At 43.5% G+C, this 25,740-nt stretch carries 22 protein-coding genes and 2 pseudogenes; 15 read left to right on the forward strand and 9 right to left on the reverse strand.

Translation table 11 applies throughout. The annotated features are described in order from the left end of the window. Positions 1–569: 569 nt before the first annotated feature. The 6 genes from AC3CHU_RS17025 (at position 570) to AC3CHU_RS17050 (ending at position 6,430) form a co-directional block, all read left to right on the forward strand. Positions 570–2,315 (forward strand): EAL domain-containing protein, encoded by a 1,746-nt coding sequence (locus tag AC3CHU_RS17025; protein ID WP_488526005.1) that lies wholly within the window; start codon positions 570–572, stop codon positions 2,313–2,315. A gap of 222 nt (positions 2,316–2,537) precedes the next feature. Beyond that, positions 2,538–2,909 carry a GntR family transcriptional regulator gene (locus tag AC3CHU_RS17030; RefSeq protein ID WP_004729948.1) on the forward strand — a complete coding sequence of 124 codons (372 nt, stop codon included), beginning with the start codon at positions 2,538–2,540 and terminating at the stop codon, positions 2,907–2,909. Then, on the forward strand, positions 2,906–3,760 hold the full coding sequence (locus AC3CHU_RS17035; RefSeq protein WP_171310849.1) for an ABC transporter ATP-binding protein: 855 nt from the start codon (positions 2,906–2,908) through the stop codon (positions 3,758–3,760). The genes AC3CHU_RS17030 and AC3CHU_RS17035 overlap by 4 nt, the downstream gene beginning before the upstream one ends. After that, on the forward strand, positions 3,760–4,617 hold the full coding sequence (locus tag AC3CHU_RS17040) for a hypothetical protein (RefSeq protein ID WP_488526006.1): 858 nt from the start codon (positions 3,760–3,762) through the stop codon (positions 4,615–4,617). Before AC3CHU_RS17035 ends, AC3CHU_RS17040 begins: the two co-directional genes overlap by 1 nt. Before the next feature lie 947 nt (positions 4,618–5,564). Then, complete coding sequence (locus AC3CHU_RS17045; RefSeq protein ID WP_428783018.1) at positions 5,565–5,852, forward strand: putative quinol monooxygenase; 288 nt, start codon at positions 5,565–5,567, stop codon at positions 5,850–5,852. Next, the gene (locus AC3CHU_RS17050; RefSeq protein WP_488526007.1) at positions 5,852–6,430 is read left to right on the forward strand and encodes a nucleotidyltransferase family protein; all 579 of its coding nucleotides are present in this window, start codon (positions 5,852–5,854) and stop codon (positions 6,428–6,430) included. Before AC3CHU_RS17045 ends, AC3CHU_RS17050 begins: the two co-directional genes overlap by 1 nt. Before the next feature lie 19 nt (positions 6,431–6,449). Here AC3CHU_RS17050 and AC3CHU_RS17055 read toward each other — a convergent pair whose 3' ends face one another. Continuing rightward, positions 6,450–6,902 (reverse strand): NUDIX hydrolase, encoded by a 453-nt coding sequence (locus AC3CHU_RS17055; protein ID WP_016769103.1) that lies wholly within the window; start codon positions 6,900–6,902, stop codon positions 6,450–6,452. 315 nt (positions 6,903–7,217) lie between these two features. Between AC3CHU_RS17055 and AC3CHU_RS17060 the strand changes: the two genes are divergently transcribed. From AC3CHU_RS17060 to AC3CHU_RS17075, 4 genes are all read left to right on the forward strand, one after another. Beyond that, complete coding sequence (locus AC3CHU_RS17060) at positions 7,218–8,930, forward strand: RluA family pseudouridine synthase (RefSeq protein ID WP_488526008.1); 1,713 nt, start codon at positions 7,218–7,220, stop codon at positions 8,928–8,930. 155 nt (positions 8,931–9,085) lie between these two features. Further along, positions 9,086–9,466, forward strand: coding sequence for a hypothetical protein (locus AC3CHU_RS17065; protein WP_004729929.1), 381 nt, complete (start codon positions 9,086–9,088; stop codon positions 9,464–9,466). Between the two features lie 273 nt (positions 9,467–9,739). Next, positions 9,740–10,936, forward strand: coding sequence for a multidrug effflux MFS transporter (locus AC3CHU_RS17070; RefSeq protein WP_481586237.1), 1,197 nt, complete (start codon positions 9,740–9,742; stop codon positions 10,934–10,936). 124 nt (positions 10,937–11,060) lie between these two features. After that, positions 11,061–12,074 carry an alpha/beta hydrolase family protein gene (locus AC3CHU_RS17075; RefSeq protein WP_488526009.1) on the forward strand — a complete coding sequence of 338 codons (1,014 nt, stop codon included), beginning with the start codon at positions 11,061–11,063 and terminating at the stop codon, positions 12,072–12,074. 20 nt (positions 12,075–12,094) lie between these two features. On the opposite strand, the gene AC3CHU_RS17080 is transcribed toward AC3CHU_RS17075, so the two are convergent. Next, positions 12,095–13,159 carry a helix-turn-helix domain-containing protein gene (locus AC3CHU_RS17080; protein WP_488526010.1) on the reverse strand — a complete coding sequence of 355 codons (1,065 nt, stop codon included), beginning with the start codon at positions 13,157–13,159 and terminating at the stop codon, positions 12,095–12,097. Positions 13,160–13,269: 110 nt separating this feature from the next. Then, complete coding sequence (locus tag AC3CHU_RS17085; protein WP_488526011.1) at positions 13,270–14,202, reverse strand: GlxA family transcriptional regulator; 933 nt, start codon at positions 14,200–14,202, stop codon at positions 13,270–13,272. 89 nt (positions 14,203–14,291) lie between these two features. Between AC3CHU_RS17085 and AC3CHU_RS17090 the strand changes: the two genes are divergently transcribed. Beyond that, on the forward strand, positions 14,292–14,852 hold the full coding sequence (locus AC3CHU_RS17090; protein ID WP_488526012.1) for a cysteine hydrolase family protein: 561 nt from the start codon (positions 14,292–14,294) through the stop codon (positions 14,850–14,852). Positions 14,853–14,996: 144 nt separating this feature from the next. On the opposite strand, the gene AC3CHU_RS17095 is transcribed toward AC3CHU_RS17090, so the two are convergent. The 4 genes from AC3CHU_RS17095 to AC3CHU_RS17110 all read right to left on the reverse strand — a co-directional run bounded on the left by AC3CHU_RS17095 (position 14,997) and on the right by AC3CHU_RS17110 (position 18,544). Further along, positions 14,997–16,355 carry a Na+/H+ antiporter NhaC family protein gene (locus AC3CHU_RS17095; RefSeq protein ID WP_488526013.1) on the reverse strand — a complete coding sequence of 453 codons (1,359 nt, stop codon included), beginning with the start codon at positions 16,353–16,355 and terminating at the stop codon, positions 14,997–14,999. A gap of 223 nt (positions 16,356–16,578) precedes the next feature. Continuing rightward, positions 16,579–17,343 carry a hydratase gene (locus AC3CHU_RS17100; protein ID WP_488526342.1) on the reverse strand — a complete coding sequence of 255 codons (765 nt, stop codon included), beginning with the start codon at positions 17,341–17,343 and terminating at the stop codon, positions 16,579–16,581. A 369-nt stretch (positions 17,344–17,712) separates the two neighbouring features. After that, positions 17,713–18,018, reverse strand: a complete 306-nt coding sequence (locus AC3CHU_RS17105; RefSeq protein ID WP_017088697.1) for a DUF3861 domain-containing protein — start codon at positions 18,016–18,018, stop codon at positions 17,713–17,715. Between the two features lie 34 nt (positions 18,019–18,052). Then, the gene (locus AC3CHU_RS17110) at positions 18,053–18,544 is read right to left on the reverse strand and encodes a DUF2798 domain-containing protein (protein WP_488526014.1); all 492 of its coding nucleotides are present in this window, start codon (positions 18,542–18,544) and stop codon (positions 18,053–18,055) included. A gap of 97 nt (positions 18,545–18,641) precedes the next feature. On the opposite strand from AC3CHU_RS17110, the gene AC3CHU_RS17115 reads away from it, so the two are divergent. Then, on the forward strand, positions 18,642–19,067 hold the full coding sequence (locus tag AC3CHU_RS17115) for a MarR family winged helix-turn-helix transcriptional regulator (protein ID WP_017094528.1): 426 nt from the start codon (positions 18,642–18,644) through the stop codon (positions 19,065–19,067). 130 nt (positions 19,068–19,197) lie between these two features. On the opposite strand, the pseudogene AC3CHU_RS17120 reads toward AC3CHU_RS17115, so the two are convergent. After that, a pseudogene (locus AC3CHU_RS17120) lies at positions 19,198–20,180 on the reverse strand (MBL fold metallo-hydrolase). A 178-nt stretch (positions 20,181–20,358) separates the two neighbouring features. Then, entirely contained in the window at positions 20,359–22,143 is a 1,785-nt protein-coding gene (locus AC3CHU_RS17125) for an SgrR family transcriptional regulator (protein WP_488526015.1), read from the reverse strand. A 602-nt stretch (positions 22,144–22,745) separates the two neighbouring features. On the opposite strand from AC3CHU_RS17125, the gene rimK reads away from it, so the two are divergent. The 3 genes and pseudogenes from rimK (at position 22,746) to AC3CHU_RS17140 (ending at position 25,582) form a co-directional block, all read left to right on the forward strand. Beyond that, positions 22,746–23,651 carry a 30S ribosomal protein S6--L-glutamate ligase gene (rimK, locus tag AC3CHU_RS17130; protein ID WP_065205814.1) on the forward strand — a complete coding sequence of 302 codons (906 nt, stop codon included), beginning with the start codon at positions 22,746–22,748 and terminating at the stop codon, positions 23,649–23,651. 32 nt (positions 23,652–23,683) lie between these two features. Continuing rightward, entirely contained in the window at positions 23,684–24,112 is a 429-nt protein-coding gene (locus AC3CHU_RS17135; RefSeq protein ID WP_004733090.1) for an ATP-dependent zinc protease family protein, read from the forward strand. A gap of 148 nt (positions 24,113–24,260) precedes the next feature. Further along, positions 24,261–25,582, forward strand: a pseudogene (locus AC3CHU_RS17140) (IS4-like element ISVbsp1 family transposase). The last annotated feature ends 158 nt before the right edge of the window (positions 25,583–25,740 follow it).

The following is a 25,740-nucleotide window of genomic DNA, read 5'->3' on the forward strand; positions in this document are numbered from 1 at the left end:
ATAAAATAACATGCTCGTGCTATCTAAAACTTCCCCACTAAAAACTTCATTATTTAATAAGACGTAATAATACAAATAAGGAAAACTCAAAATACAATATTATCAATGCCATCATCTATCCATATAATTCAATTACTAAAATCATGTCTCAACTAAATTATATTAACATTACATAAATTGACATAATCTAAGTTTATCCGGAAAAATTCTGATAAATCTCACACATCAATAAATCAAATGAATACCATCAAAAGCTACATTAGAAACCTCTAAATTCAGTGGCTAATCCTTCCGCACAGAAGCTGCAAAATGGATAAATACCAAAACAAATGGATAAATCCCCTTTACCCCTTGTAAATCATTGGCTTTCATTTATAAATTCAACTTTTGGGTGAACATCTCGATAACCTTTCATTCAAGCCCAAATTCTGCGATTAGTATCAACATCTTAAGAGAAAATGGTGACATTTTGGTTATATTATTTGGAAAGGACTCTTAGGTTGAATGAAAATCCCAGCCAATACACATCAATCACATAAATATAATAACTGTCGCTTAGGAGTTGAGCCATGCACTGTTCTTTCAATATAAACAACAATAATGAGAGCTTGCAACTGATCTACAATGAAGAAAAAATATATATCAAGAACAACAGCAATAAGATATCAGAGGAAAGTCTTAATAGTAAAGAGAGTTTTGTATTCAAATACCTTATTGAGCACTCATCAATATCTAACCCTCAATCTGCACGAGATGTTGAAGAGTCTTTTAAATTACATTTTGATGAAGAGTTTAGTTTGTATGCATTAAAAAACATCATCGCCTCAATAAGAAAGAAGTATCGAAACTTATGTAAAAAGGCAAAGATAGATAATAATAGCGAACTTATCTCTAACCTTTATAAGGTGGGTTACTTCATCGATCTCGATAAGAACTCTACAAACTGCGTCGCACCAAAGTACGACATCAATCAATTCAAGCCCAGTCAGATAGAAATGTTGAAAATGATGTTCAATACCTATCATAGAGAACTGATTAAGGCTCTGATAACCGTGTTCACCGTCTCTTCATTTTTCCTCTTCGTTGTCTACTTTTTCCAAATCCTTTATACGACGAAGATTGCAGATGAATACAGCGAAAACACCAAACATATTGCTGAAGAAATCATGCTCTATGGTTGCGATAACCAAGGGGCTGTGCACTCATTAAGGCATTCACTCAACTTAGATTCTGTCATCATGACTACGTCTTATGGTTCATGTTATATCTCCAAAACACGCTCGAAAATGGTAGACCTTGATCAAGTTGATGACTTTTACGATAGTACCGATTTCGCTTATTCACGCTTCGTAGATACCAAGCGTGACATTGACCTTACGGTGCGTATTTCTACACGCTCTATTGAAGCTCGATACAAGAACTCACTATTGCCGCTGTTAGTCGACTCGGTCTCGATCCAGAAGAATGGTTATTACATTCTGAACCTAGGTGAAGAAAGTAAAGCTATCTATCAAACACCACTGCCAACCGGTGCAACCATTGCCTTTTACAGTGACGATATTGTCGTACTGTGGACTGCGCTTTCTCTGATTCTCGCCACACTGCTTTATCGCTCCTATATTCTGGGCTTTATGATCTACCTGTTTCGTTGGAAACACATCTCCTTTGAAGAAGAGCCCATCATCAACACCGAAGACAACAGCGTCCTGTATTACGAGTTGCTATCTCGAGTTCGTAACGTCGGCGTTTTAAGCTTCATCAACACCATGAGACGCACCAATTTACTCACCTTTCACACTATCTTGCTCATCGAGACGGTCAGAAAAGCCAAATTACACAACAGCCATGAGATCTATGGTGTCAACGTGTGTCCGAGCGCTTTGGTGGGGTCGAGCTTCGCAAGGCTCAGAGAGCATTTGGCCGCGATGGAAGCGAATGAATTTGTCGTCGAGATTACTGAATATTCGAATATTGGCTATGGATGTGAGGTTATCGATAACATTAAGGATATCAAAAAGCTTGGTATCACTATCGCTCTGGATGACTTTGGCACGGGCAATAACAACATCGAAATCATCAATGTTATCTCTCCGGCCTATCTAAAACTGGATCGTTGCTTTGTTAAGGATATCGAGTCAGGAGAGCACCATCAAGGTGTATTGCTTAATATCTCTGAGATTGGACGCTTATCAAATATCACGATGATTTATGAAGGTGTCGAGACGCGCAGGCAACAATATATCTTGTGTCAGCTAGGCTACAACTTACATCAAGGCTATCTGTATAGCCGGCCCAATGACTCAGAGGAGCAATAGGCCCCCCTAACAGAAATCTTGACGAGCAACCATTTCCTATTCAAATAATCATCGCTCATACAGCTGCTTGAAAGCCCACAAGGACGTAGGCTTCAAGTACCCTCCCCGCCAAACATGCTTTATCCAAATGTAAAAATATCCGATCCATTTTCATAAAACCCTTGCCAATTCGAATAAAAAGGTTAGTGTTATACACATGTATATCACCATGCAGTTTTAATTATGACCGAATGGAAAGACGACCAACCGATCTTTAGGCAGCTTGCCGCAAAGATCAGTGACCAAATTCTTCAGGGTGTTTGGTTAGAGCAACAAGCATTACCCTCTGTGCGTGCGGTTGCTGCCGATCTCAAGATCAACCACCTTACTGTCATGAAAAGCTATCAGTTACTGGTGGATGAAGACTTGGTAGAGAAAAAACGCGGCCAAGGCATGTATGTGGCCGAAGGGGCACTTCAAAAATTGAAAGAGTCTGCACACCAATCATTCATCAACACACAGATCCCAGCCATCGCTGAGACGCTAGGCATCATTGATATGAGTGTCGAAGAACTCGTGAAACAGCTAGCACAACATATAAAGGACAAGTCATGAGTACTTTACTTTCCGTGAAAAACGTAACCAAAACCTATTCAAATCAAGTGGGTGTCGAAAACATCAGCTTTGAGTTAAAGCCAGGGCAAGTACTTGGTCTGCTGGGCCACAATGGCGCAGGTAAATCGACTCTGATCAAATCACTGCTTGGTGGACACAACTATCAAGGTGAGATTGAAGTAAACGGCTACCACCCTATCCACCAGCACGCTGAGCTCATGCAGCACTTGTCGTACATCTCAGATGTTAACGTGTTACCAGAGTGGATGACGGTTAAACAACTGCTTCGATACACACAAGGTGTGCACCCTAGCTTCAACAAGCAAAAAGCAGAGCAGACATTAAGCAGCACCAACATCAAGTTGTCTTCTACTATCAAGCAGCTTTCTAAAGGGATGAAAGTACAACTTCACCTTGCGATCATCATCGCGACTGACACTCAAGTGTTGATCTTAGATGAGCCAACGCTGGGCTTAGATTTGCTGTACCGCGATACTTTTTATCGCCACCTATTAGAATGGTTCCACGATGGCGAACGCGCCATGATCATTGCAAGCCATGAGGTTTCAGAAATTGAACACCTATTAACGGATGTACTGATTTTGAAGCAAGGTCATTGTGTACTGCAAAAAAGCATGGAAGACATCGAGCACGACTACTTCATTATCGAAGTCGCAAACAACCATTCAAGCGAGATACAGAAACTTAACCCACTCACCTCTCAGCCTGGGTTAGGGACGACTAAGTGGCTATTAGAAGGTCAATACAAAGCGCAGGTTGAATCACTGGGTAACATCTATAACGTTGGTCTAGCAGACCTATTCCTTGCAACACAGACGGAGAAGGCATAATGCATCCAAGTTTTTACATGCTAGAAAAAGAACTCATCGAGCACAAAGTTAACACTCGATTGCCTCTGTTTGTCGCATTATGTGGTTTCTTACTGTTCGTTGGTCTGTTCTTTAATGGCGCAGCGCAACATGAGTTTTTCTTTGAAATGCAAGTGAATGGTGACGTGAGCGACATTCACAGAGACTTCGCACAAGATCTCAACTCAGTGATCTACTTTGGCGCGGGCCTTATTTCACTGATCCTGTCGACGCTTTACATCCCTAAAACGCTGCGTAAAGAACGCCAAGAAGGCAGTTCAATGTTTTGGCGAAGTATGCCGGTATCCAATGCAATGACTCACTGCGTAAAGCTAGGCTTCGGTTTAGTGGTTATTCCGGCTATCTGTGCGTTGTTAGTGCTGTTCGCAGATTTTCTATTCTGGATATTGAACGTCTCAAGTGAGCAACAACTGGCGCTATTGGTTGAGCAGCAATCTCTGTTTTATGTGCTGAGCAACTGGGTCGTGTTTTTTGGAAGAATGATGTTAGTTGCACTGGTTTTATTGCCACTGGCAACTGTCACTCTAGCTATTTCGCAGCTGGTGAACTCCCCATTGCTTGTCATTTTCATCTCAAGCTATGCGATTAAGTTCCTCTCTGTCGCCGTGTTTGGGTTCTATGGCGTCAATGACTTCCTATCTCTCATCGCGTCATTACCAATGAATGTGCTCATAGCAAGCAACCCATTAAGTGCGATTGCAGAAGCGCCGATTTTATCTTTAGGTATTTACGCACTGTTCGGTGTTGGTGGCTATCTACTGAGCCTAAAGCTGAACCGAACCGATGATGTCAGTTTGAAGACGCTCTTCCAACGTTAACGCATTCGCTCCTGACGTTGGTGTTATCTCTCCCGAGCAGGTAACCACACCAGATATCAAAATCTAAATCAAAGCTTCTGAGAAATCGGAAGCTTTTTTTGATCACGACTTTGCGAATACAGATATGGGTAACAAGAACAAAGGTACAAAGGTGCAAAGGGGTTTTAGTTAGGAGTAACAGAGTGAAGCAACAAGAGAATCTAAGAGGAGGTATTAATGAGCTGACATTGAATGCATTGTTGTTAATGCCTGTCAGCTCTTTGGAGGATGATTTCTTTAGTCGCCGACCAGATGAAGGTCCTTGAGAGTGCTAATGAAATCGATTTGTTGCGTTTTACATTTGATTAAGCTTTTCAGCTTTTTTATCTTAAAGCTTTACGATTTAAAGCTTATTTCTTTGAAGCTTCTTTCGCTGTGTCTTTCCAGTATTGGATGCGAACGCGATGAAGCTGTGCTCTTCTCATTTTTTTCATAAGGGATATTTCCTTTTCTTTAACTGCTCTTCATGAGCTATTTTTATTGCCAACCATTCGAATCTAACGGTGTTTGATGTCCAGATCAATGATACAAATCACAAAATTTATAGAGTTTTGAGTACCATTTACATCAAAGTATGACCTAGATATCAACTATGGCTCAATTCAATCCTATGAGCCGCTCTTCAAAATTAAGGTTAGTTCTCTCAGATGACAAATTCATTTCAGTATCAATACAGTTCAATGATACTAATTTAATAGACCGGACCAACGCGGATTTAGTTCCAGCATCTTATCTTTTATTACTCGCCTTACCCATAAAGTTACAGCGTAACTAGATCTATATTCAATGTGAACAATTAATCGCCACATTAGCCTATACGTCACAACATCAAAATGGGATTATGTTTGTAACGGATAGAGCTTTTTATAGAAGAAAGCCGTAGTGAATAAAATTAAATGGACGTAATTATGAGTAAAGTAATTTTGCAAGGGCATATTCTAGTGCCAGACAACGACCTAAAAGCCGTCACACAAGCCTTGGTTGTACACAAAGAACTGACACTGGAAGAACCTGGTTGTATCGTGTTTCGAGTCAGTCAAAGCACGCTTCAACCTAATCGCTTTGAAGTGTATGAAGAATTCACTAGCCGAGAAGCATTCGAAGCGCACCAACAGCGAGTAAAAACGTCTGAATGGGGTGATCTTTCCAAGAACGTGACTCGTCATTATCAAGTCACTGATGTTCCGACATCATAATGATACATCCGCTTGCCAATAGTATCGTCACGTTGATCAAACAGGATCCCTTACGAATACAGGTTTTAGACTGTGTCTCTCAGTTGGATTTACCGCAGTGTTATGTTGCTGCAGGCTTTGTGAGAAACCTCGTTTGGGATCACCTACATGGCTATGCCTCCCCGACTCCACTCAATGATATTGATGTGATCTACTTTGATCCCATTGATACCTCTTACGAATCGGATTTTAGATACGAGGCTCAGCTTAAACAATGCTTACCTGAACTGAATTGGCAAGTTCGCAATCAAGCCTGCATGCACACCAGAAATGGGGATGAGCCTTATCAAAGCTCATTGGATGCGATGAGTTATTGGCCAGAGAAAGAGACCGCAGTCGCCGTAAAGCAAAGCCTCAATGGAGACATCGAATGCATTTCGTCTTTTGGTTTAGAGAGCTTGTTTGATTTGAAGATCACTCCGAACCCCAATCGCAGCAAAGACGTGTTTGACCAACGAGTCCAATCCAAAAACTGGCTAACTCATTGGCCAAAGTTAACGATTAGTCACAGTGAACTAGCTTTCGAATTCAAACGCTAAAGTCATTGACTAAATCGAGCTAATTCAATTTCACTCGGTAAAGCGGATTGACTGGCTTATCGACAAAATACGACCAAATATGATCGTAGACGGCATGTTGGTTGGGGAATGGCGCTAACGCTTTTGCCTCTTCTAAATTGCACCAACGGTACTCCGTATGCTCGTCATTCAGTTCAATCGCTTGGTTGGGTGGGCATAGCACCGCAAACACAGGGATGAGCTGAATCACATTAACGTGAGCCTCGTAAAACTGCTCCAGAAACTGCGCGTTATACAAGGCTTCCACTTTAATTTGGGTCTCTTCTTCAAACTCGCGCACGATAGCCTGCCAGCCTGTTTCACCTGCTTCAATCGAGCCTGCGACATGGCACCAAAACTCGCCCTTCACACGCTTCATAAGTAGCATTTTCATTTGTCCGTCGATCTCTGAAATAGCGACACCAGATACAATCGAAGTATTGAGTGGAATCATAACGTTACCTTAGGTTGAACAAGAGGGCGGCAAGGCTACCACCCTTCGTTTGTTAAATTGTTTTCTATGATTAAAAACGAGAAGTTACTCATCAATTAATGAAGTTCAAGCCATAGCTCATGGGTTCAATGTTAACCATCTCGCTTAGCTATCCAGTAATAGAACCATTTCTTATTTGAGGCGCTTTTCGATAAAGAGTAGAATCGCCGCCTTGTACTGTGTTTCTTCACTTTTGTTTTTAGCGCATCAGTTTTTAGACTCTCACACAGTAGACTCACAACCATTTATCACCACGATATAAGTATTAAGACGACTATGCACTCATCAAACTCAACGCACGACTCAGATAACGGCCACACACCTGAGCATTGCTTCACCCGCTTTCAACAGCCGATCGAGTCATATTCGTTGCCAGAGCGTTTCACATTCCCGTTCTACTACGAACCGCACCCACTGTGTGAAATCGCCTCTCATCAGCTTCAACAATATCTAGAAACGCAAACCGATTGGCAGCATGACTTCGGACTGGATTCTGACGCTGGTCGCGGCAAAATGTTTGGTGTGTTACTGGTGAAAAGCCCTGAAGGTGAATTGGGTTATTTCTCTGCCTTCTCCGGCAAAATCGCCGACCAAAACCTACTGCCTCACTTTGTACCGCCAGTCTTCGACATGCTCAGCAGCGACAGTTTTTTCCATCAAGACACAGCCGACATGATGGCTGTAAACGCTGAGTTTAAATCGCTACAAGCAAATACTAAATACCTTGAATTATGCGAGCAACTGGCGCAGCAGAAAGCGCAAGCTGAACAGGAGATTGAAGCTCAACGACTATTGATTATTGAAGGCCGAAAAACGCGTAAAGAACAACGTGAACAAGGTAAAGAAAACCTTGATGAGCAAGCCTTCGAACAACTGAACAATGAGCTAAACAAAGCCAGTGTTGCCGACAAGAACCAGCAGAAGTACCTAAAACTCAACTGGGAACAGACTCTGCAAGTGTTGCAGGCTAAAGTTGATGTGTTCACCACTCAACTTGCTAAGCTAAAAGAGCAAAGAGCACACATCTCTCATCAGCTTCAACACAAGTTGTTTTCACAATACGCTTTCCAAAATGCAGAAGGAAACGTTGAAGACCTTAACCAGATCTTTGAAAACACGCCAAACAAGATACCACCAGCAGGTTCTGGCGAGTGTGCCGCACCCAAGCTTTTGCAATACGCGTATTTAAACGGTTACACACCATTGGCACTGGCTGAATTTTGGTGGGGTCGTTCCCCAAAATCGGAAATCCGTAAGCATAAGAAATACTACGCGTCCTGCCAAAGTAAATGTGTACCGATTTTAGGCCATATGATGAAAGGCCTAGAGGTGGATCCAAACCCATTACTAGAGAACCCAGCAGAAGGAAAAGACCTCGATATCCTGTTCCAAGATGAACACATCGTTGTAGTACACAAACCAGCAGGTTTTCTATCCGTACCGGGTAAAAACATTAAAGACTCGGCCTACACACGCGTTCAAGAAATGCACCAAGATGTTGAAGGGCCATTTGTTATCCACCGTTTGGATATGGCGACCTCTGGCATTCTGATATTTGCTTTAACACGACGTGCGAACAAAAGCTTACAGAAGCAGTTCATTACTCGTGAAGTTGAGAAGCGATATGTCGCAATGATTGAAGGTGTGCTAGACCAAGATGAAGGCTATATTCGACTGCCATTGCGTGGTGACTTGTATGACCGCCCTCGTCAGATTGTTTGCTTCGAACACGGCAAGCCTGCAGAAACCAAATGGGAAGTGATTGAGCGAAACGAACAAACCACTAAGGTTTACCTGCACCCTAAAACAGGCCGTACACACCAGTTACGTGTTCACTGTTCACACCAAGAAGGGCTTAACATGCCTATCGTGGGTGATGGCCTATATGGTAATAAAGCCGACCGACTGCACCTACACGCAGAAAGACTTGCACTGCACCACCCAGTCACCAAAGAGTGGATGGAGTTCCAGTTCGACGCTGAATTCTAAAATCTCTCATTAGTACCGAGCTTTAAAAAAGGAGTCACACCGCTTGTGGCTCCTACCTCTTTTGGGTATATCTCCACGCTTATTGCACTACATCAAGATTCACTTTGTTGTGAAGAGTAGCATGCCCACCTTCTTCTCTCCTTGAGGCCTTTGATATGTCATCAGCTGCTTTGAATTTGCACCACAACACACAAACTTCTTCTTTGATAACTGCGCAAGCACCAAGCTTGAAACCACTAGCAACCAAAAAGCCTAATCTAAATTTGGCAATGCTAAGCTTAATTGAAGAAGTTAAAAACGAACTCCCACTTTACGAATCGGAGACGTTTATCTGTGGGCCAAAAGGAAACTGCTCGGGTTGCTCTAAGAAACTACTAGAGATGGTCGACAGTGAGTTAATGTATTGGGAGCACAGTATTTCCATTGGCCAAGGCCCAAACTTCGAGGAACTGCGCCGCTTTGGTAAGCTTTGCAGCAGCGTTCGACGTGGTTTAGAGCGTAACGGTTTAGTCGAAAAACGCCCAAAGAAAAGATAACAAGCCAAATCGATAATCATTACAATTTGTCGTTGGCGATCACAAGCCACCCTGCTACTAACTGATTGAACTCGTTAGCTATAAAAGTAATAATGTTTTGTAATACAATTCAGTGCGCAGACCGACTTCGTAAATTCGAACTCATAGAGATAAGCTCATCGATACTTTCACCATATTCTTGAACGACTCTATCCTTCTTGTCTGACGTGCCTAGCCTTCTGTATATCAATATCACATCAATTAGAAACCTACCTTGGACAACGGAGAGCCACCTTGAAGAGACCACAACCAGTACTGGGAAAGACCGGTATGCTATTTTTTCTCGTCATAATAAGTGCTTTCCCTCCATTGACTATCGACCTTTACTTACCTGCGCTTCCGCAGATGGTCGAGGTGTTTAATACTGATCGATCCATGGTCAACCTAACCCTGAGCAGCTACTTCGTTACTTACGCCATCGGTCTTTTGTTCTGGGGGCCGCTCAGCGAAAAATTTGGTCGTAAGCCGATCCTATTGATTGGATTAGCGGGCTATATGGTCGCGAGCATATTGTGCGCGATGACCAATAGCATCGAACAGTTGATTGGTGCTCGTGTATTCCAAGCCTTTGTGGGCAGTGCCATCACCGTTATCGCGACTGCCATTGTAAAAGATCTTTATGACGGCCGAGAACGTGAAAAGATCATGGCGACTATCATGTCACTGGTGATCATCGCACCAATGGTTGCGCCTGTGTTTGGAGCCTTTTTACTGAAAATTGCTTCTTGGCGAATGATGTTTGTCACGCTCGCCATTTTTGGTGCATTTGCGTCAGTATTAGCTTGCTGCTACCAAGAAACACTCGAAAACAAATACCAAGGTTCCATATTCCGCTCATGGGGAAGAATGGGCGTGGTCATGAAAAACCGCTCGTTCGTCAAGCTGCTGGTCATTTTCTCTATCATACCGATGGCGTTGATGGGCTTTCTTGCGGCGGGTTCTTATATCTACATCGATCACTTTGGATTGACCGAACAACAGTTTAGTTACGCGTTCGCATTCAATGCATTGTGCGCCTCATTTGGTCCAACAATTTACATGAAGTTGTCCTACCGAATGCCGGTTCAAAAGGTCATCTCAGGATGTTTTGCTTTATTAGCGCTTGCGGGAATCTTCACTCTAACCATTGGCGACCTGTCCCCTTGGTTCTTCATGTTCATTGCTGCACCAGCGACATTAATGGCGATCATCATGCGAGTACCGGGTACCAACTTGATGTTGAATCAACAAGATCATGACACGGGCTCTGCCGTCGCACTGATACAGTTCTTCAGCATGATTTGTGGTTCGCTTGGCATGGTGTTGGTTTCAATCCGCCCAGATTCACTGATTGAAAACCTAGGCTTTATTCAATTATCCGTCGGTACGTTAGGCGGCCTGATGTGGCTAATGATCAGAAACAAAGAGTTCGTGACTAATAAGCTGAATTAGGCGCATCCAAAATAACTAAGTTTGTACTCAAACACGATTTAGGGCGTCCTCGATCGTGTTTGAGGTCTCGCGCTCACTGGCTTTAGCGCATATTGGCTCCAATCACCTCAATTGGAGTTAAACCATGAAATGGATACATTTACTGTTCACATCCCTACTTTTCCTCTGCGCTTCATCCATCGCTTCCGATGTCGGATTCACTCAAGTCACCTTAACTGACGACCCTAATCGCCCGCTAAACACTGCCATTTGGTATCCCACACAAGATGTCTTAGACACAACCTTGATTGGCGATAACCCAGCCTTCATCGGCACGAAAGTCATCAAAGATGGAGAGATTCAATCAGGCATTTTTCCAGTTGTACTGCTATCACACGGCTACCGAGGAAACTGGCGAAACCAAAACTGGTTGGCGACCGAACTTGCGAGTCGTGGCTACATCGTAGCGGCCACTGACCATCCGGGAACCACCTCTTTCGACCAATCTCAAGAGCAAGCGGCCAAGTGGTGGGAGAGGCCGCGAGATATCACTCGAACCATCGATTACCTGTTAAGCGAAGTTCAATGGAAGCAAGCTGTTAACGCCAACAATATCACTGCAATCGGACACTCGCTAGGAGGCTGGACAGTGATGCAATTGGCAGGAGCGAAAATAGATAGAGCGACCTTTGAAGCCGAGTGTCTTATATACCCTAACCCGCGTACCTGTGGGCTGTCTGATGAATTAGGGCTATCACAAGCCCAACCAGCTGAACCAAATGAAAAAGACCTATCAGACCCTAGAATTCAGCGCGTTGTCAGCCTTGATTTGGGGCTTGCTCGTAGCTTCTCAGTCGGCAGCTTAAATGACGTTACAGTGCCAACCTTAATATTGGCGGCTGGGATTGATATTGGGGATCTACCTCAGGCATTAGAATCTGGCTACATTGCTGAGCACATGCCTCTTAATTTAAGACGCTATAAGGTCTACGAAAGCGCTACCCATTTCAGCTTCATTCAAAGTTGCAAAGCTGGGGCGGTACCGATGCTTGAAGAAGAAGTGCCATGCGATGGCATTATTTGTAAAGATGGCGTTGGTACATCACGCGACCAGCTACATCAATTGATCTTAAACGACATCGTTAGCTTTCTGAATTGATAAACGGAAAGCAAACACACTCAATCTAACACTTGCGGCGAACTTCGATACTCACTCGGAGTTTGCCCAGTTATCCTTGAAAACTCGCGATTGAAATTGGACTTGGTCTGAAAGCCTGAACTAAGGAAGATATCCGTTATCGCTTCATCACTTTGCATCAGGAGAGTCTTAGCGTGCTCAATTCGATAGGCGTTAATCACCTTTGAAATGTTCTGGTGGTGAGTTTGATTAACCGCAGACGATATTTTTCGAGCTGGGATACCTAACTTTCTCGCCACTCGATTCAGGGACAAGTCAGGATCTTTGAACACCTGATGATCCTTCATTAACGCATCAAACTTAGCTACGATCTGCGTGACTTCTTTGTCTTCGTCTAAGCTCACCGTTGGTATCAATGCCTCAACTTCGTCTTGTATGCTATTTAGCGTTGAAAGTTCGCTCTGTTGTTGATTTTTTTTCGGAGTCGGAGACGTACTGGTACTGACAACGACCACAGCCCCAACAATTGCGGGAATAAGAACTAGGTAACCAATAGACAGAATTAAGTCGGTGTGTTGTGCGTTAAGCAGCAAAATATCATACGAGATAATGCTATCCACTAGAGCCGAAAACAGTAAGGCTATACCTGCCGTACGCTCAGCATACAAAACATTCGATACATCACTCAGCCTGACGTGCTCTGGGAAGTTAAACGATGATTTCAACAACAAGCAGCCATAGCTGAGATATAGCGAGATCAACAATAGATCAATCGTTCCATCCCAAATATACGAATAAGAAAAGGAGCCAACCAGAACAACGACTGGGCCTAAGCAATGCAAAAGAGACATAGGTTTACTTCGATGAGCTCCCGCAAAGCAGAGCCATGCAGCCACCGGTACACTTGCCCCTAGAACCGGTTGTAAGAAACGGAACAGTGCAATATCAAACGTCCAACGTAGCCCAACGACAGTAATCATCAACGCACACAACATAATAAACCAAAACGGTTTTTGGCTTGTCTGTGGGTAACGATATCTAAGTAAAACAGCCGTGACGCATAACAGCAGAGCTGCAATAAATGGTAGGGGAATGGCGAGCATCAAAATTCCATTTAGGTTCGGGGGAAGATGATTTCAATATCACGTCACATATTCCGTAAGTAAACCATTGAATCAATGCGAGTGATAAGTATTGAGTATCAATCTATGGTAAATCATTCCTCAGAGAGAAATCTAGAACGAAATCTTGATGGTGTTAAGCCAATGATTTTCATAAAGACCTTACGGAAGCTATTTACGTCCTCATAACCAACTAGGTAGCTGATCTGCTCAACCGGTTTATGAGAGCTTTCCAATAACTCGCATGCACTTTGAATACGTACGTGTTGGATATAGTTAATCGGCGTAAAACTGGTCGCCTTGGTAAATTGACGAATAAAGGTTCTTCGAGTCATAAACGCTTCTTCAGCCAATTGATCAAGAGACAACGAAAGGTGATGGTTCTTTTGAATAAAACGCTGCACCGACACAATTTTTTCATTGCCGTGAGCATAGTTCGGCACAAAGCTCTGATAGTAACGTTGCTCTCTCAACCCCGTATCAAGCACCAAATATTTACCTAGATTACGAGTGTTGGTCGGTGTCGTGTATTTGGTCAGGATAAACAAAGCGAGATCCATCCACGACATCAAACCACCAGCGGTCATCACATCCGCATCATCAATCAAGATTTTGTCGATATCGACTGCGATCTGTGGGTAAAGCTCCGTAAACTTCTGCTGCGCTTGCCAGTGCGTGGTCACGGTTCGCCCTTCTAACAAACCTGTTTTTGCCAAAATGAACACGCCTGCACAAGCTGAGCAAAGGATCACCCCCCTTTGGTGAGACTCAATCAGGTACTCAAGCAAGGCGTCACTCGGATCTAGATAGTAACAACCATCTAAATTCGGTGGGAGTATGATGATATCGGCGTTCGACACGCTAACACTGTCATGCGCTTGGATCTGAACGTTGAATTGAGTCTTCTCAGCCGAAGGTTCAAGAGAATTTGCCATCTGCAGAAACTCTTTCACTCCAAACACGGCACTTTGCAAAGAACCCGGATAGTCGATGATTTCGACCATTACTGATTTTGTCACTATTGCCATAGAGTCTGTCATTTTTGACGTGCGATAAAAACTACAGAGTATTCATAATATCCCTACACCGCAACACACTAAATACAAAGGTATAGACTATGAAGAACACAGCCCTGCTACTTATCGACTTTCAAAATGACTATTTCCCTTCATACGAAGGTGCAAAATGGGCGCTGTCTGAAACAGAGAAAGCAGCCGAAAAAGGTGCACAGTTATTATCCGCTTTCAGAGACAAGCAACTTCCTGTGGTTCATGTACGTCATGAGTTTACGACGAATGATGCTCCGTTCTTCTTGCCAGAATCAGACGGTGCTCAAATCCACAGCAGCGTGACTCCGCTAGAAGGTGAGCCTGTCATCGTAAAGCATCAAATCAATAGCTTTAGAGATACAGAACTGAACAAAGTGCTAAAAGAGCAAGGCGTTGAAAAACTGATCATCGCTGGCGCAATGAGCCACATGTGTATTGATGCTGTGACTCGTGCAGCAACCGATTTTGGCTATGAATGCCACGTAGCGCATGATGCTTGCACAACCTTAGATATAGAGTTCAATGGCGTTCAGGTTCCAGCAGCGCATGTCCATGCCGCATTCATGGCTGCACTGAGCTTTGGTTACGGCAATGTCGCAACGGCCAGTGAACTTGAAAGCCAACTTTAGTCAGACTCAAAACCGCCCACATGGGCGGTTTTGTCTCTATTCAAATCAACACTAGCTTCCAAACAACTCTTTCAGGCACAAAAAAGCTCCTATTAAGGAGCCTTCTTATCAAAGCCAGTTACGACTGAGTTTGGTCAATTACTACTAAGCGTTAGCCACTTGACGTGCTGGATGTTTGATAAACACAGCTACCACAGCAACGACTGCAAGCGCGAAACAGTAGTAAGAATTAGCCACTATATCCAAAGGCGATAAGTTAAATACCGAACCTAATAGCAATACCTGTGCACCGTAAGGCAATACGCCTTGAATCACACAAGAGAAGATATCCAATAAGCTGGCAGAGCGACGTGGAGAAACGTTATTTTCTTCAGCTAATTGGCGAGCCACACTACCAGACACAATAATCGCTACCGTGTTGTTTGCAGTACATAGGTTCACCATAGATACCAAGCCCGCAATACCCAACTCACTCGCACGGCCATTCGCTTGCTTAGAGTGTGAAGAGCCAAACGCACGAATCACACCACTTACTAAGCTAGTCAGGAACGCCAATCCACCTTGACGACGCATGAGCTCACTCAAACCGCCAATCAGCATCGACAATAAGAAAATCTCCTGCATGTTGCCGAAGCCTGCGTAGATGTCTTGAGCGTAATCCGTCATACCGTAGTTCTCAACAGAACCTAGGCTTACGCCACCCGCCAGCAAGATACCAATCGTCAGCACAACGAATACATTCATACCCGATACAGCAAGAATCAAAATAGTGATGTACGGAAGGACTTTCAGCCACTCGATTGGGCCCGTTTCAGGCACTTGAGTTGCCGTGCTGTTGAAAGCAAAGATAACAATCGCGATAAGAGCAGCAGGCAGTGCAATGCGGATGTTCTCTTTAAACTTGTCTCTCATCTCACAGCCTTGCGAGCGTGTCGCGGCAATCGTGGTATCAGAGATGATAGAAAGGTTGTCACCAAACATCGCGCCACTTAAAACAACACCAGCCGTCAGTGGAATGCTCATGCCTGCTGAATCTGCAATGCCTAGTGCCACAGGGGCAACCGCAGCGATAGTACCCATTGAGGTGCCCATTGCTGTCGCGATGAAAGCTGAAATTAGGAAGATACCCGGTAGGATCATGCTTGTTGGAATCGCCGATAACCCTAGGTTTACGGTCGCGTCAACGCCACCAGACGCTTTAGCCACAGCCGCAAAAGCACCCGCCAATAGGTAGATCATACACATTGCGATAATGTCTTTGTGACCGACTCCACCTAAGAACTGTTCGATAGCACGGTTCAATTTATCTTTGCTTAGCAACAACGCTAGCATCACCGCAGGTAAAGCTGCAATCGGAGCTGGAAGCTGATAGAAAGCAAAATCGACGCCTTGCAGTGACAAGTACGTACCTACGCCAATAAACAGCGCTAGGAACACGATCAGAGGGATAAGCGCAGCTGCAGAAGGTGCAATTACAGCATTAGAATTTTTTGAATTGGACATGGAACATCAACGCAATAGAACAGGAAGGTGAGCAGACTAATGTCACACTTAGAGCTTGTCAACGTCTAGACGTCTAAACGCCCAATTTAATGCAAAGTAATAAGCACACCATTGAACATCACATAATAGAAAAGGCTATTTACTCACCAGTAAATAGCCTTTAGATAACAGGTAGCGTATGCGCAGAAGCTAGCTTTTTCGCTTACTTCACGCTTTTGCTAAGTTAGCGTTTTTGCTTGAACGTCACTTGGTATTCACCAATGCCTTCGTAGTGGAAGGTTGTTGGTTTATCGAAGTCCATCTCCACGATACCGCAGTATGAACCCGTGATGATTGCTTCACCCGCTTGGAAATCAACGCCACGACGAGTCATGTAGTTAATCAGCCAATAAATAGGGCTTGGTGGTAATGTATTTGGGTGCTTACCTGCGAATGCTTGAACTTGTTCGCCTTGGGTCACTTCGATATTAATCTCAGCAGAAGTGAACGCTTTTTCGCGGTCAATCTCAGGGCCAATGAACAGACCTTGGTTTACTAGGCCATCAGCAAGCTTTTCGTAGAACTCAGCACCGCTGTCATCAGCAAAACGTGACTGCATCAACTCAAGAGCCATGTGGCAAGAACCGATAGCATCGTTGATTTGCTCTTCACTGTAACCTTCTTTGCTTGCAGGCAGGCTCTTAACAAGCGTAAATGCAATTTCAGGCTCAACACGTACTACGTCGTTGTCAGCAAACAGTTCGCAAACTTCGCCTTGTTGAACGCTACCCGAAAAGATAGGCGCAACAATGAACTTGTCTTCAGCCAAAGGAAGCAAACACTTCCAACCGCCGACCTTGTCGCTCTTGAGATCGATCATTGATGATTGGATCTTTAGCGCATCTTCCAAGTTATTCGGACGGTACTGCTCGTCCAAACTTGATGCTTTAGTTCCCGCGACGCGGCGACTCAGCAGTTCTTCAGCTGCTTGCTCAAATACATTTGTAATATAATACCACCTTTGGTTTTATGACCCGTATAATATCGGATTTCTTGAAGCTTGAATAGACAATTCAACAACGAACCAACACCGAAAATTCAGCCATCAATTTCCACATATTCTAGACGCAAACAACTGAAACTATTTTGATTTATACCAATCACAGTAAGTAAGTGTTCAGAAATAGCGCCGGAAAAAGGTTTGAGAATAAGGAATCATTTTTTGATAAGTAGTTATTCTACAATCAAAAATTATAACGCAGTTATCGAGCGTTTTAACCAGCTAGGCTGACCAGTTATTTACTACGATTGGTATTAGATACAAAAAAGCCAGTAAATTGATTACTGGCTTTCTAAGCGTACTACTGATGATTAGGCTTTACTGCCCTTTTAACGTCTTCTTCAGGTTTTGCATGAAGTTTCTAAAGTGAGGCATGAAATCAACAAACAGAGGGTGCTTTCTATCTTGCATCATCATTGGGCCAAGTAAGCGGATGCTCACCCCTAGTCGCGCTGCTGATTGCTCGTCTAAGCCACTGTCTTGTTTGATCTTCTCAACAATCGCGAACATGTTCTCTCTGTCTTCAATTTCAAACTGCATAGTTTGCAGTTCACGATCTTCTTTGATGTTCACTTCTTCGATAGTGATACGGTAGTTGTTATGTTTGCCTGTGAATGCTGTCATGTGGATCTCCTACAATGCTTAAAAAGTGTGTTGGCTAGCTCTTCATGAATCGTTCGAGCTTAGGTTTAACCGTCATCGACATCACGACCATGATCGTAAGGCCAATAGGAAGCGCAGCAATAAATCCATTAAACCATCCACTGGTAAACGCCGATGTATCCGAAAATCCAATATTATTTGCCGCTGTTACAAATGCCATGATGGACTCCATGATAAAAGCCATAATCAATCCCACGATTAGGTTGCGAGCTTTCTCGCCGTAATTGGGTAATACCTTGGCGATCAACTTAGTCACCAAAGTCATCATTACCACGCCAATTGGCATCATAATCACGACAACTAGGGCTAACGAAGAGAGCCAGTTGCCGATGAATGCCTCACCGAGTCCGACATTCATGTAGGTCATCACAGCCGTTAAGCTGCCGCCAATGGTTAGCATTAAGCTCATCATGACCAAAATTTTGTATAAAACTGGGGTGCCTTTTTGCTCAGGAAGAGTTGGCGTTAGTGTTGCTTGGATCGTCATATCTATTTCCTGTCTTGAATTTACGAACAATTAAGTTGATAATGTCAACTATAAATACAGTAGTTGATAATGTCAACTATATTTCTAAGGATCGTTTATGTCTGATAACACATCGCTAGAATCTATTTTTCGTTTAGTGCACTCTTTGAAACGTCAAATGAGCGAGCAGATTGAGAGCTTAGACTCAGAGATCGCACCCATGAACATTCGTGTTATGAAGATCATTACCAAGAAGTCTCCATGTACGGCTATTGATATCGCACACTTCCTAAATCGCGATAAAGCACAGGTCACTCGATTGATTAACGCTTTGATCAGTCAGGAACTTGTAAAGAAATCTCCGAACCCAGAAGACAAGCGTAGCCAGTTATTGGTTCTGACCGATAAGGGTCAAGAGATCATGACTAAGGTCTCGGATATAGATCGAGACATGCTGAAGAGAATGACCAAAGGCATGGCCGAAGATGAGTTAGAGCAATTCAGAAAAATTGCGAAGAAAATGGCGCAGAACTTAGAAAGCTGATCTTCAAAATAAAACGAAAAAACGCCACCGAATCGAATGATCGGTGGCGTTTTTTGTATCAACTGGCTTTATATAGATTAGCAGCATGACTACTTCTAACTTAGATGAGAGTGTTAATTAGATGTCCGTTCTAATTATTCGATGCCAGTTTCCACCATGCCTGAACAGGTACGGGCTCTGAGATCACCAAACGTTCACCCATCACAGGGCTTACCATTTGTACATCTCGCTCTTTGCTTATCGTGAGAGCTTGATCCATTGGGTCTTGCCAATCGTGCATAGAGAGATCAAACGTGCTGTTGTGGATTGGCATCATCACCTTACCTTGCAGGTCGATGTGCGCTTGAACGCTTTGCTCTGGGAACATATGAATACCTGCCCAAAGTGAGTTGTACGCGCCCGTTTCTACCATGGTTAAATCAAACGGCCCAAAACGGTCTCCAATCTCTTTAAAGCCATTGAAGTAACCAGAGTCACCGCTAAAGAAGACTTTCTTATCTGAAGCGTTAATAACCCAACTGCCCCACAGTGTTTGGTCACGATCAAGCAAGCCACGTCCAGAGAAGTGCTGTGTCGGCGTCAACGTGAACTCAATGTCTGAGGCCGTTGCCGATTCCCACCAGTTCAGCTCAATGATCTTTGCTTTATCCACGCCCCACTTTTCCAGTAGCGCACCGACTCTGAGTGGCACCAAAAATGTCCCTACTTTGTCTGCTAATACCTTTACGGCACCTTTGTCTAAATGGTCGTAGTGATCGTGGCTGATCACTACCACATCAATATCAGGCAGTTCTTGCAGTGAGATTGGTGTGGGATGGAAGCGCTTTGGCCCCATCCATTGCACTGGCGATGCACGATCACTGAACACAGGATCAGTTGCTCGGCTGTCATCGGTTTCAGAGGTAATGCAGCACGCGGTACTGGCTCATTCCTTTCCACTGTCACATACGCTTTCAAGATTGAAAAAATATCAGACATACCCGATTTGTATTCCAACTCACTGTTAACAAACTTCTTCGGAAGCTTATCTAGATTGTCGTTTGATTGTGAACCTGTGCTTACGATAGCGACCACGGCAAGTACTCCTAAAATCGGTAATAGATATTTTTTCATTGGTATATCTTTAATCATTGGGATAAAACCAATACAAAACTACACTGGATAGTTTACATATCAAAATACAAAAGTAAACCAATGAGTGTAATTTTTGATTTATCTAAACGTGATCGTGCCAAAATCGATTTTGGAAAAACCGACTTTGAAAAGGAGTTACCCTATTTGGTAGGTAAGGTTAATCAGCAGACCATACATTCTTGAAATCTGGCCATCCCCAGTTGGTGATGGCCACGTTTTTCAAAATGCCTTGGAAACGCACGGTTTGTAGGTGATGGAACATAGGCACTAGCCAATAATCAGAAATCAACGTGGACGCAACAGGCTCCAACTCTGCCAAGTAATTCGGCAGTTCAACCGATGCCTTATGATGATCTAAGCGCTGCTTCAACCAATCGCTGTTCATCTCTCCTAGTGCAGAGTGCAAAACAGGATCATTCATCAACCACGAGAACAGTGAAGAAGGTGCATTGTCATCGAGATTGAGGTTACACAACACCAAATCTTCTTTAAGGTCACCACTCTGAGATAGCTGAGCCAGTTCTCGAAAACTGTAGGTATTTACCTCAACTTCGACACCATATCGTTTCAATATGTCAAATACACAAATAGCACATCTATATAGGGCGTAGTAATTGTAAACGGCTATGGTCATCTTTTTAGGTAATTGAACTTCTTTCGACGGCGTTCGATACAACTTTTGCCAGCTTGGCAATATATTCTGAGCTAAAGACACGCTGAACAACCCTTGATTTTGTTCCAATTGAGACAAAATAGCTTGCGGATTGGCGAGCCCGGAGAGGTATTTACGCTGCTCATCGCTTAACGAGTTTGCCGTTGAATTCTGATTGAACAGGATAAACAAGCAACCATCTTCGACCCGACTACGAAGGCCATCAGTCTCTGCAGACACCAGCTCCGCATCGCTTTTCCCGAGTTGATGAAAACAAGACGAGTCTTCATAAGGTGACACTTGCATTTGGCTGTCATCAAAACGAGCACTGCCCGACATTGATTCTTCAAATTGCCAAATGGTGACTTCATCCGTTAAAGAACGACAGCCATAATAGTGTTCAAATGCCGCGAGTTTGATACGTTCATTATTGGTCTCAACCACTTTGAAGGGCCCTGTTCCAATAACAGCATGAGATACTGAATTTAATGGCGACGGTTCACGGGTCACTTGGGCAGCAGGTTGAATTGAATACTTAACGCCAGCAAGCAAGCCAGCAAAACCAGTATCGGCCTTGGTCAGCTGGAAGCTGATCCTTAACGGCTGCTCACTGTAAACCGAAGCAACATGAGCTAGCTCTGTCTGATAGAAAGGTAGCGGTTGTAAAGCGGTAAACAACGATACTAGCTGTTTGGCGTCGACGGGTTGACCATCGTGAAAAGTGAGACCGGGGCGCAAATAGAAAGTCCAAACCAACTTCTCAGAATCATATTCCCAATGATGTGCAAGTTCAGGCTTCAACTTCCCCTTGCCATTACAAGTGACTAGGCAACTGAACACTTGCCTGATCAAAAACCGTTCACTACTGCGGTGAATATGATGCGGGAACAAGTCCTCAAACTTACGTTTGTAAGTTAATTGAACGTGCAGTAACCCTTCTCGAATCGTCGCACCGGAAGTTTCTTGGAGAAGAGCACCAAATACAGCCCGGTCATCTTCCAAAATAGAAAGTGCTTTTTCGTATTTACCCTGCTCTATCAATTTACTGGCAACATGTTGAGTCATTTCTTGATTACTAAAACGCAATGTCAGGTTAGAACGTTGATTCCGTCCCACTTTAGGCTCCCACACTACCCACTCAGCCTGATGCATCTTGCCTAACAAGGTTCGTGCATGGCGCAAACTAGTAAACAGCTTGTCTGCAACCTCAGTCAAGGTAACCGAGTGTGAGATGTTAGGCTCGAACGAATCCAGCCTTGTGTAGTAACGCATCATGTTTAGATCAGACAAATAATGAACCTTTTAGAAATAACCTTTCCTCATAAAGCCAATTATAAAACACATTTGTCTTAAAGTGACGATAAAAGACAAAAATAGGAACACTTTAATAAAAACCCATCTGTTTATTACTTCCCATTAAACAACCATAATTAATAGGTCAGCAAGGAACTCAAAGTTCCTACCAAAGCCTAATACAAGAGAAGTAATCATCATGAGAAAATACTATCTTAATAAGCTAAAAAGCACCTGTAGCAAGCTCGAAAGAGAAGCACTACGAACACTTATAGAGCTATGTAACTGGCGTTATTAGTACACTTTTTAGCACCGAGTTAACGCGAGTTGAGTGCAACCTAATAGGCTCCTACCCCCAATATGAGTTAGGTCTCAACTCGCTTTTCCATTTCAAATCCCCTCTCAACCTTGCTGTACCAATAGCTCGTACACTTGATAGATTTCCGTTATCGACTCGACAAATTTAATTCGTTTTCTTAGTTAAACGAAAAGCCTTAAGGTTCGCCCCGAAGCAAGCAAAGAGCCTCAGATAAACTGAAAGCTCAGCTAACAACTCATTTATTTGCAGTTACCAATCAGGTATTAACTAAGGAAACGCCATGCGTATCGCAATTCTTTCTCGCAACGAAAATCTATACTCTACTTCTCGCTTAAAAGCAGCAGGTGAAGCTCGCGGTCACCATGTCGATGTTATCGACACGCTGCACTGTGATATAGATATCGCGAGTAACAATCCGAAGATTCGCTACATGGGTGAAGAGCTACCTCAATACGATGCTGTAATCCCACGTATTGGCGCTTCCATTACCTTTTACGGCACTGCGGTTGTTCGCCAATTCGAAATGATGGGCACTTTTTGTATCAATGAGTCAGTGGCTATTAGTCGTTCTCGCGACAAACTGCGCTCACTGCAATTGTTGTCTCGTAAAGGTATTGGCTTACCAAAAACAGGTTTCGCTAGCCGCCCAGACAAGATTCAAGACTTGATCAAAAACGTAGGTGGCGCGCCACTGGTTATCAAGCTTCTTGAAGGCACTCAAGGTATCGGTGTTGTTCTAGCAGAAACAAACAAAGCAGCTGAAAGCGTTATCGAAGCATTCATGGGCCTAAAAGCGAACATCTTGGTTCAAGAGTTCATTGAAGAAGCTAATGGCGCAGACATCCGTTGTTTTGTTGTGGGTAACAAGGTTATTGCAGCAATGAAACGTCAAGCTGGTGAGGGTGAATTCCGCTCTAACCTGCACCGTGGCGGTACAGCTCAACTGGTTAAACTAACCAAAGAAGAGCGCGCTACAGCGATCAATGCAGCTAAAATCATGGGATTAAACCTATGTGGTGTCGATATTCTACAATCTAAGAATGGCCCTGTTGTAATGGAAGTGAACTCTTCTCCAGGCCTAGAAGGTATCGAGAAAGCGACAGGTAAAGATGTAGCAGACATGATTTTCGGATTTATCGAGAAAAATGCAAAACCAAACGCTAACCGTACTCGTGGCAAAGGCTGATTAAACGCCGTTTACTCATGATTGGAAAAAACATGAACAATAAAATGATCATAGGGAATACAGAAGCACTTTGCTTACCAGAGTTAGGGATAACTGGACTACATACGCGTGTTGATACAGGGGCTCAAACCTCTTCTCTGCACGTAGACAATCTACTATGTGTAAAAACAGACGGTGAAAACTTCGTTGAGTTCGATCTTCACCCAGACGTTTACCACCTAGAAGAGACTGTGCGCTGCAAGGCGAAGCTGAAAACGAGTAAAAGAATCAAATCATCGAACGGCGAAGTTGAACACCGTTGTGTGATTGAAACCATGCTAAAAATTGGTGGTCAGGAATGGCCTATCGATATCACACTCAGTAACCGTCAGGATATGACTTATATGATGCTGCTTGGTCGTCAAGGCATGAGTGACAAAGTGATTGTTGACCCTGCGGGCGAATTTCTAATTTCTCACTAATTGAACTGCTCCACAGTTCAAATAGTGAGTCAACAACGCACACTAATAAAGGCCAGTCTTTGAGACTTAATGCCGATCGTTTAAGAAGACTTGAACGATCCTGCAGTTAGAAGATAATCCTCATCAACAATGTTGATGGGGATTTTTTATGCTTGAACAAGAATTAGCAATGGCACACGAGACCATTGAAGATGCCGATAATTATGAATCTGTCGTCGACGCTATTCAGATTGAGTGGATAGAACAAGCTCTTCTTGAAACAAATAAAGCGAGCATAAGACGACGCCGACTTCCCGCGCAGCAAGCTGTCTGGTTAGTTATTTGGATGGGGCTGCAACGCAACATGTCTATCAAAGAGGTATGCAGTTCATTAGACATTGCGCTTCAGCCTAAACCTGAAGATAGCTGGTCTCGTGTTGCACCTAGTGTCCTAACTGATTCACGCCGACGTCTAGATGAGAGCCCATTAGCGGCTCTGTTTCACACAACGGTAAAGGCTTGGAACGGAGATATCCTTCAACAAGATAAAGACTTAGAGCTTAATGTTCTTGCTGTGGATGGAACAACATTTAGGTGCCAAGACTCCCCAGAGAACGCTGAAGAATTTGGGTTCATCTCTAAAAAATTGAAACCTTACCCTCAACTTCGTTTAGTCGCTTTGATGTCAACAGAAACACGAATGATTATGGGGGCGGCTTTTGATGGCTGTCATGTCGGTGAAACGACCTTAGCTAAGCGTCTATTCAATGATATCCCCGCACATTCATTGACCTTATTTGATCGTTGTTATTTCTCGGCAGACCTCTTGTTGTCGTGGCAAGAGAGTGCGGAAAATGCTTACTGGTTAATGCCTGCAAAACGTAAGCTACGCTATGAAGTGTTGGAGAAATATGCGGAGAACGACATGCTCATCTCAATGCCCATCTCTCCTCAAGCTCAACGGCAGAATCCGAATTTACCCGCACGTTGGGAAGCCAGATTAGTCCTATATCAAGAGCCAAAAGGTGAGATAAAAGGTTTTATTACTTCACTTACAGACCCTAGTAGATACTCGCTAGAAAGCCTGCTGCGTATTTATTGGCAACGCTGGGAGATAGAAGAAGGTTATGGTGAAATTAAACAGACTCAACTGCAAAGTCACGTCACTTTACGAAGTCGTTTTTCTGCCGGTGTGAAGCAAGAGCTTTGGGCGTATTACTTGCCTATAACTTAGTGCGATTAGAGATGGTTAAGATAGCTTCAGAAGCCGGGGTTCGAGCGACTAGGGTCAGTTTTACCGCCGCAATTAACCTTATTGATGCACAATTACGTTGGTTAGCTTTAAGTCCAGACGGAACTCTACCTGTAAAACTGAAAAGGATGAGAGACAGTTTGAGTCACTTCATTCTTCCAGATAAAAGAAAGGACCGAACGTTTCCACGTTCAGTCCTCTTTGTCCCAGCCAAATATCCGTTCAGGTTCAAGCAGTAATGCTTATCCGAACGGCATTATAGCATTACGCTAGGTGTTTTTTTTTGCAATCGACCTTTCTAGCTGTCAGATCCACATTTATTGGTTCTTACTCAATATGGCTAGGCACCTGCTTAATATTGCTTCATCCGCGTTTGCCACTCGCCTCTACCGCCTTT

This window comes from Vibrio sp. QJM3NY_39, from assembly GCF_057785895.1.

What these genes read in the sequence shown, in the direction of transcription:
- AC3CHU_RS17025 (WP_488526005.1), top strand. Translation starts at nt 570, where the DNA reads ATGCACTGTTCTTTCAATATAAACAACAATAATGAGAGCTTGCAACTG.
- AC3CHU_RS17030 (WP_004729948.1), top strand. Translation starts at nt 2,538, where the DNA reads ATGACCGAATGGAAAGACGACCAACCGATCTTTAGGCAGCTTGCCGCA.
- AC3CHU_RS17035 (WP_171310849.1), top strand. Translation starts at nt 2,906, where the DNA reads ATGAGTACTTTACTTTCCGTGAAAAACGTAACCAAAACCTATTCAAAT.
- AC3CHU_RS17040 (WP_488526006.1), top strand. Translation starts at nt 3,760, where the DNA reads ATGCATCCAAGTTTTTACATGCTAGAAAAAGAACTCATCGAGCACAAA.
- AC3CHU_RS17045 (WP_428783018.1), top strand. Translation starts at nt 5,565, where the DNA reads ATGAGTAAAGTAATTTTGCAAGGGCATATTCTAGTGCCAGACAACGAC.
- AC3CHU_RS17050 (WP_488526007.1), top strand. Translation starts at nt 5,852, where the DNA reads ATGATACATCCGCTTGCCAATAGTATCGTCACGTTGATCAAACAGGAT.
- AC3CHU_RS17055 (WP_016769103.1), bottom strand. Translation starts at nt 6,902, where the DNA reads ATGATTCCACTCAATACTTCGATTGTATCTGGTGTCGCTATTTCAGAG.
- AC3CHU_RS17060 (WP_488526008.1), top strand. Translation starts at nt 7,218, where the DNA reads ATGCACTCATCAAACTCAACGCACGACTCAGATAACGGCCACACACCT.
- AC3CHU_RS17065 (WP_004729929.1), top strand. Translation starts at nt 9,086, where the DNA reads ATGTCATCAGCTGCTTTGAATTTGCACCACAACACACAAACTTCTTCT.
- AC3CHU_RS17075 (WP_488526009.1), top strand. Translation starts at nt 11,061, where the DNA reads ATGAAATGGATACATTTACTGTTCACATCCCTACTTTTCCTCTGCGCT.
- AC3CHU_RS17085 (WP_488526011.1), bottom strand. Translation starts at nt 14,202, where the DNA reads ATGGCAATAGTGACAAAATCAGTAATGGTCGAAATCATCGACTATCCG.
- AC3CHU_RS17090 (WP_488526012.1), top strand. Translation starts at nt 14,292, where the DNA reads ATGAAGAACACAGCCCTGCTACTTATCGACTTTCAAAATGACTATTTC.
- AC3CHU_RS17095 (WP_488526013.1), bottom strand. Translation starts at nt 16,355, where the DNA reads ATGTCCAATTCAAAAAATTCTAATGCTGTAATTGCACCTTCTGCAGCT.
- AC3CHU_RS17105 (WP_017088697.1), bottom strand. Translation starts at nt 18,018, where the DNA reads ATGACAGCATTCACAGGCAAACATAACAACTACCGTATCACTATCGAA.
- AC3CHU_RS17110 (WP_488526014.1), bottom strand. Translation starts at nt 18,544, where the DNA reads ATGACGATCCAAGCAACACTAACGCCAACTCTTCCTGAGCAAAAAGGC.
- AC3CHU_RS17115 (WP_017094528.1), top strand. Translation starts at nt 18,642, where the DNA reads ATGTCTGATAACACATCGCTAGAATCTATTTTTCGTTTAGTGCACTCT.
- rimK (WP_065205814.1), top strand. Translation starts at nt 22,746, where the DNA reads ATGCGTATCGCAATTCTTTCTCGCAACGAAAATCTATACTCTACTTCT.
- AC3CHU_RS17135 (WP_004733090.1), top strand. Translation starts at nt 23,684, where the DNA reads ATGAACAATAAAATGATCATAGGGAATACAGAAGCACTTTGCTTACCA.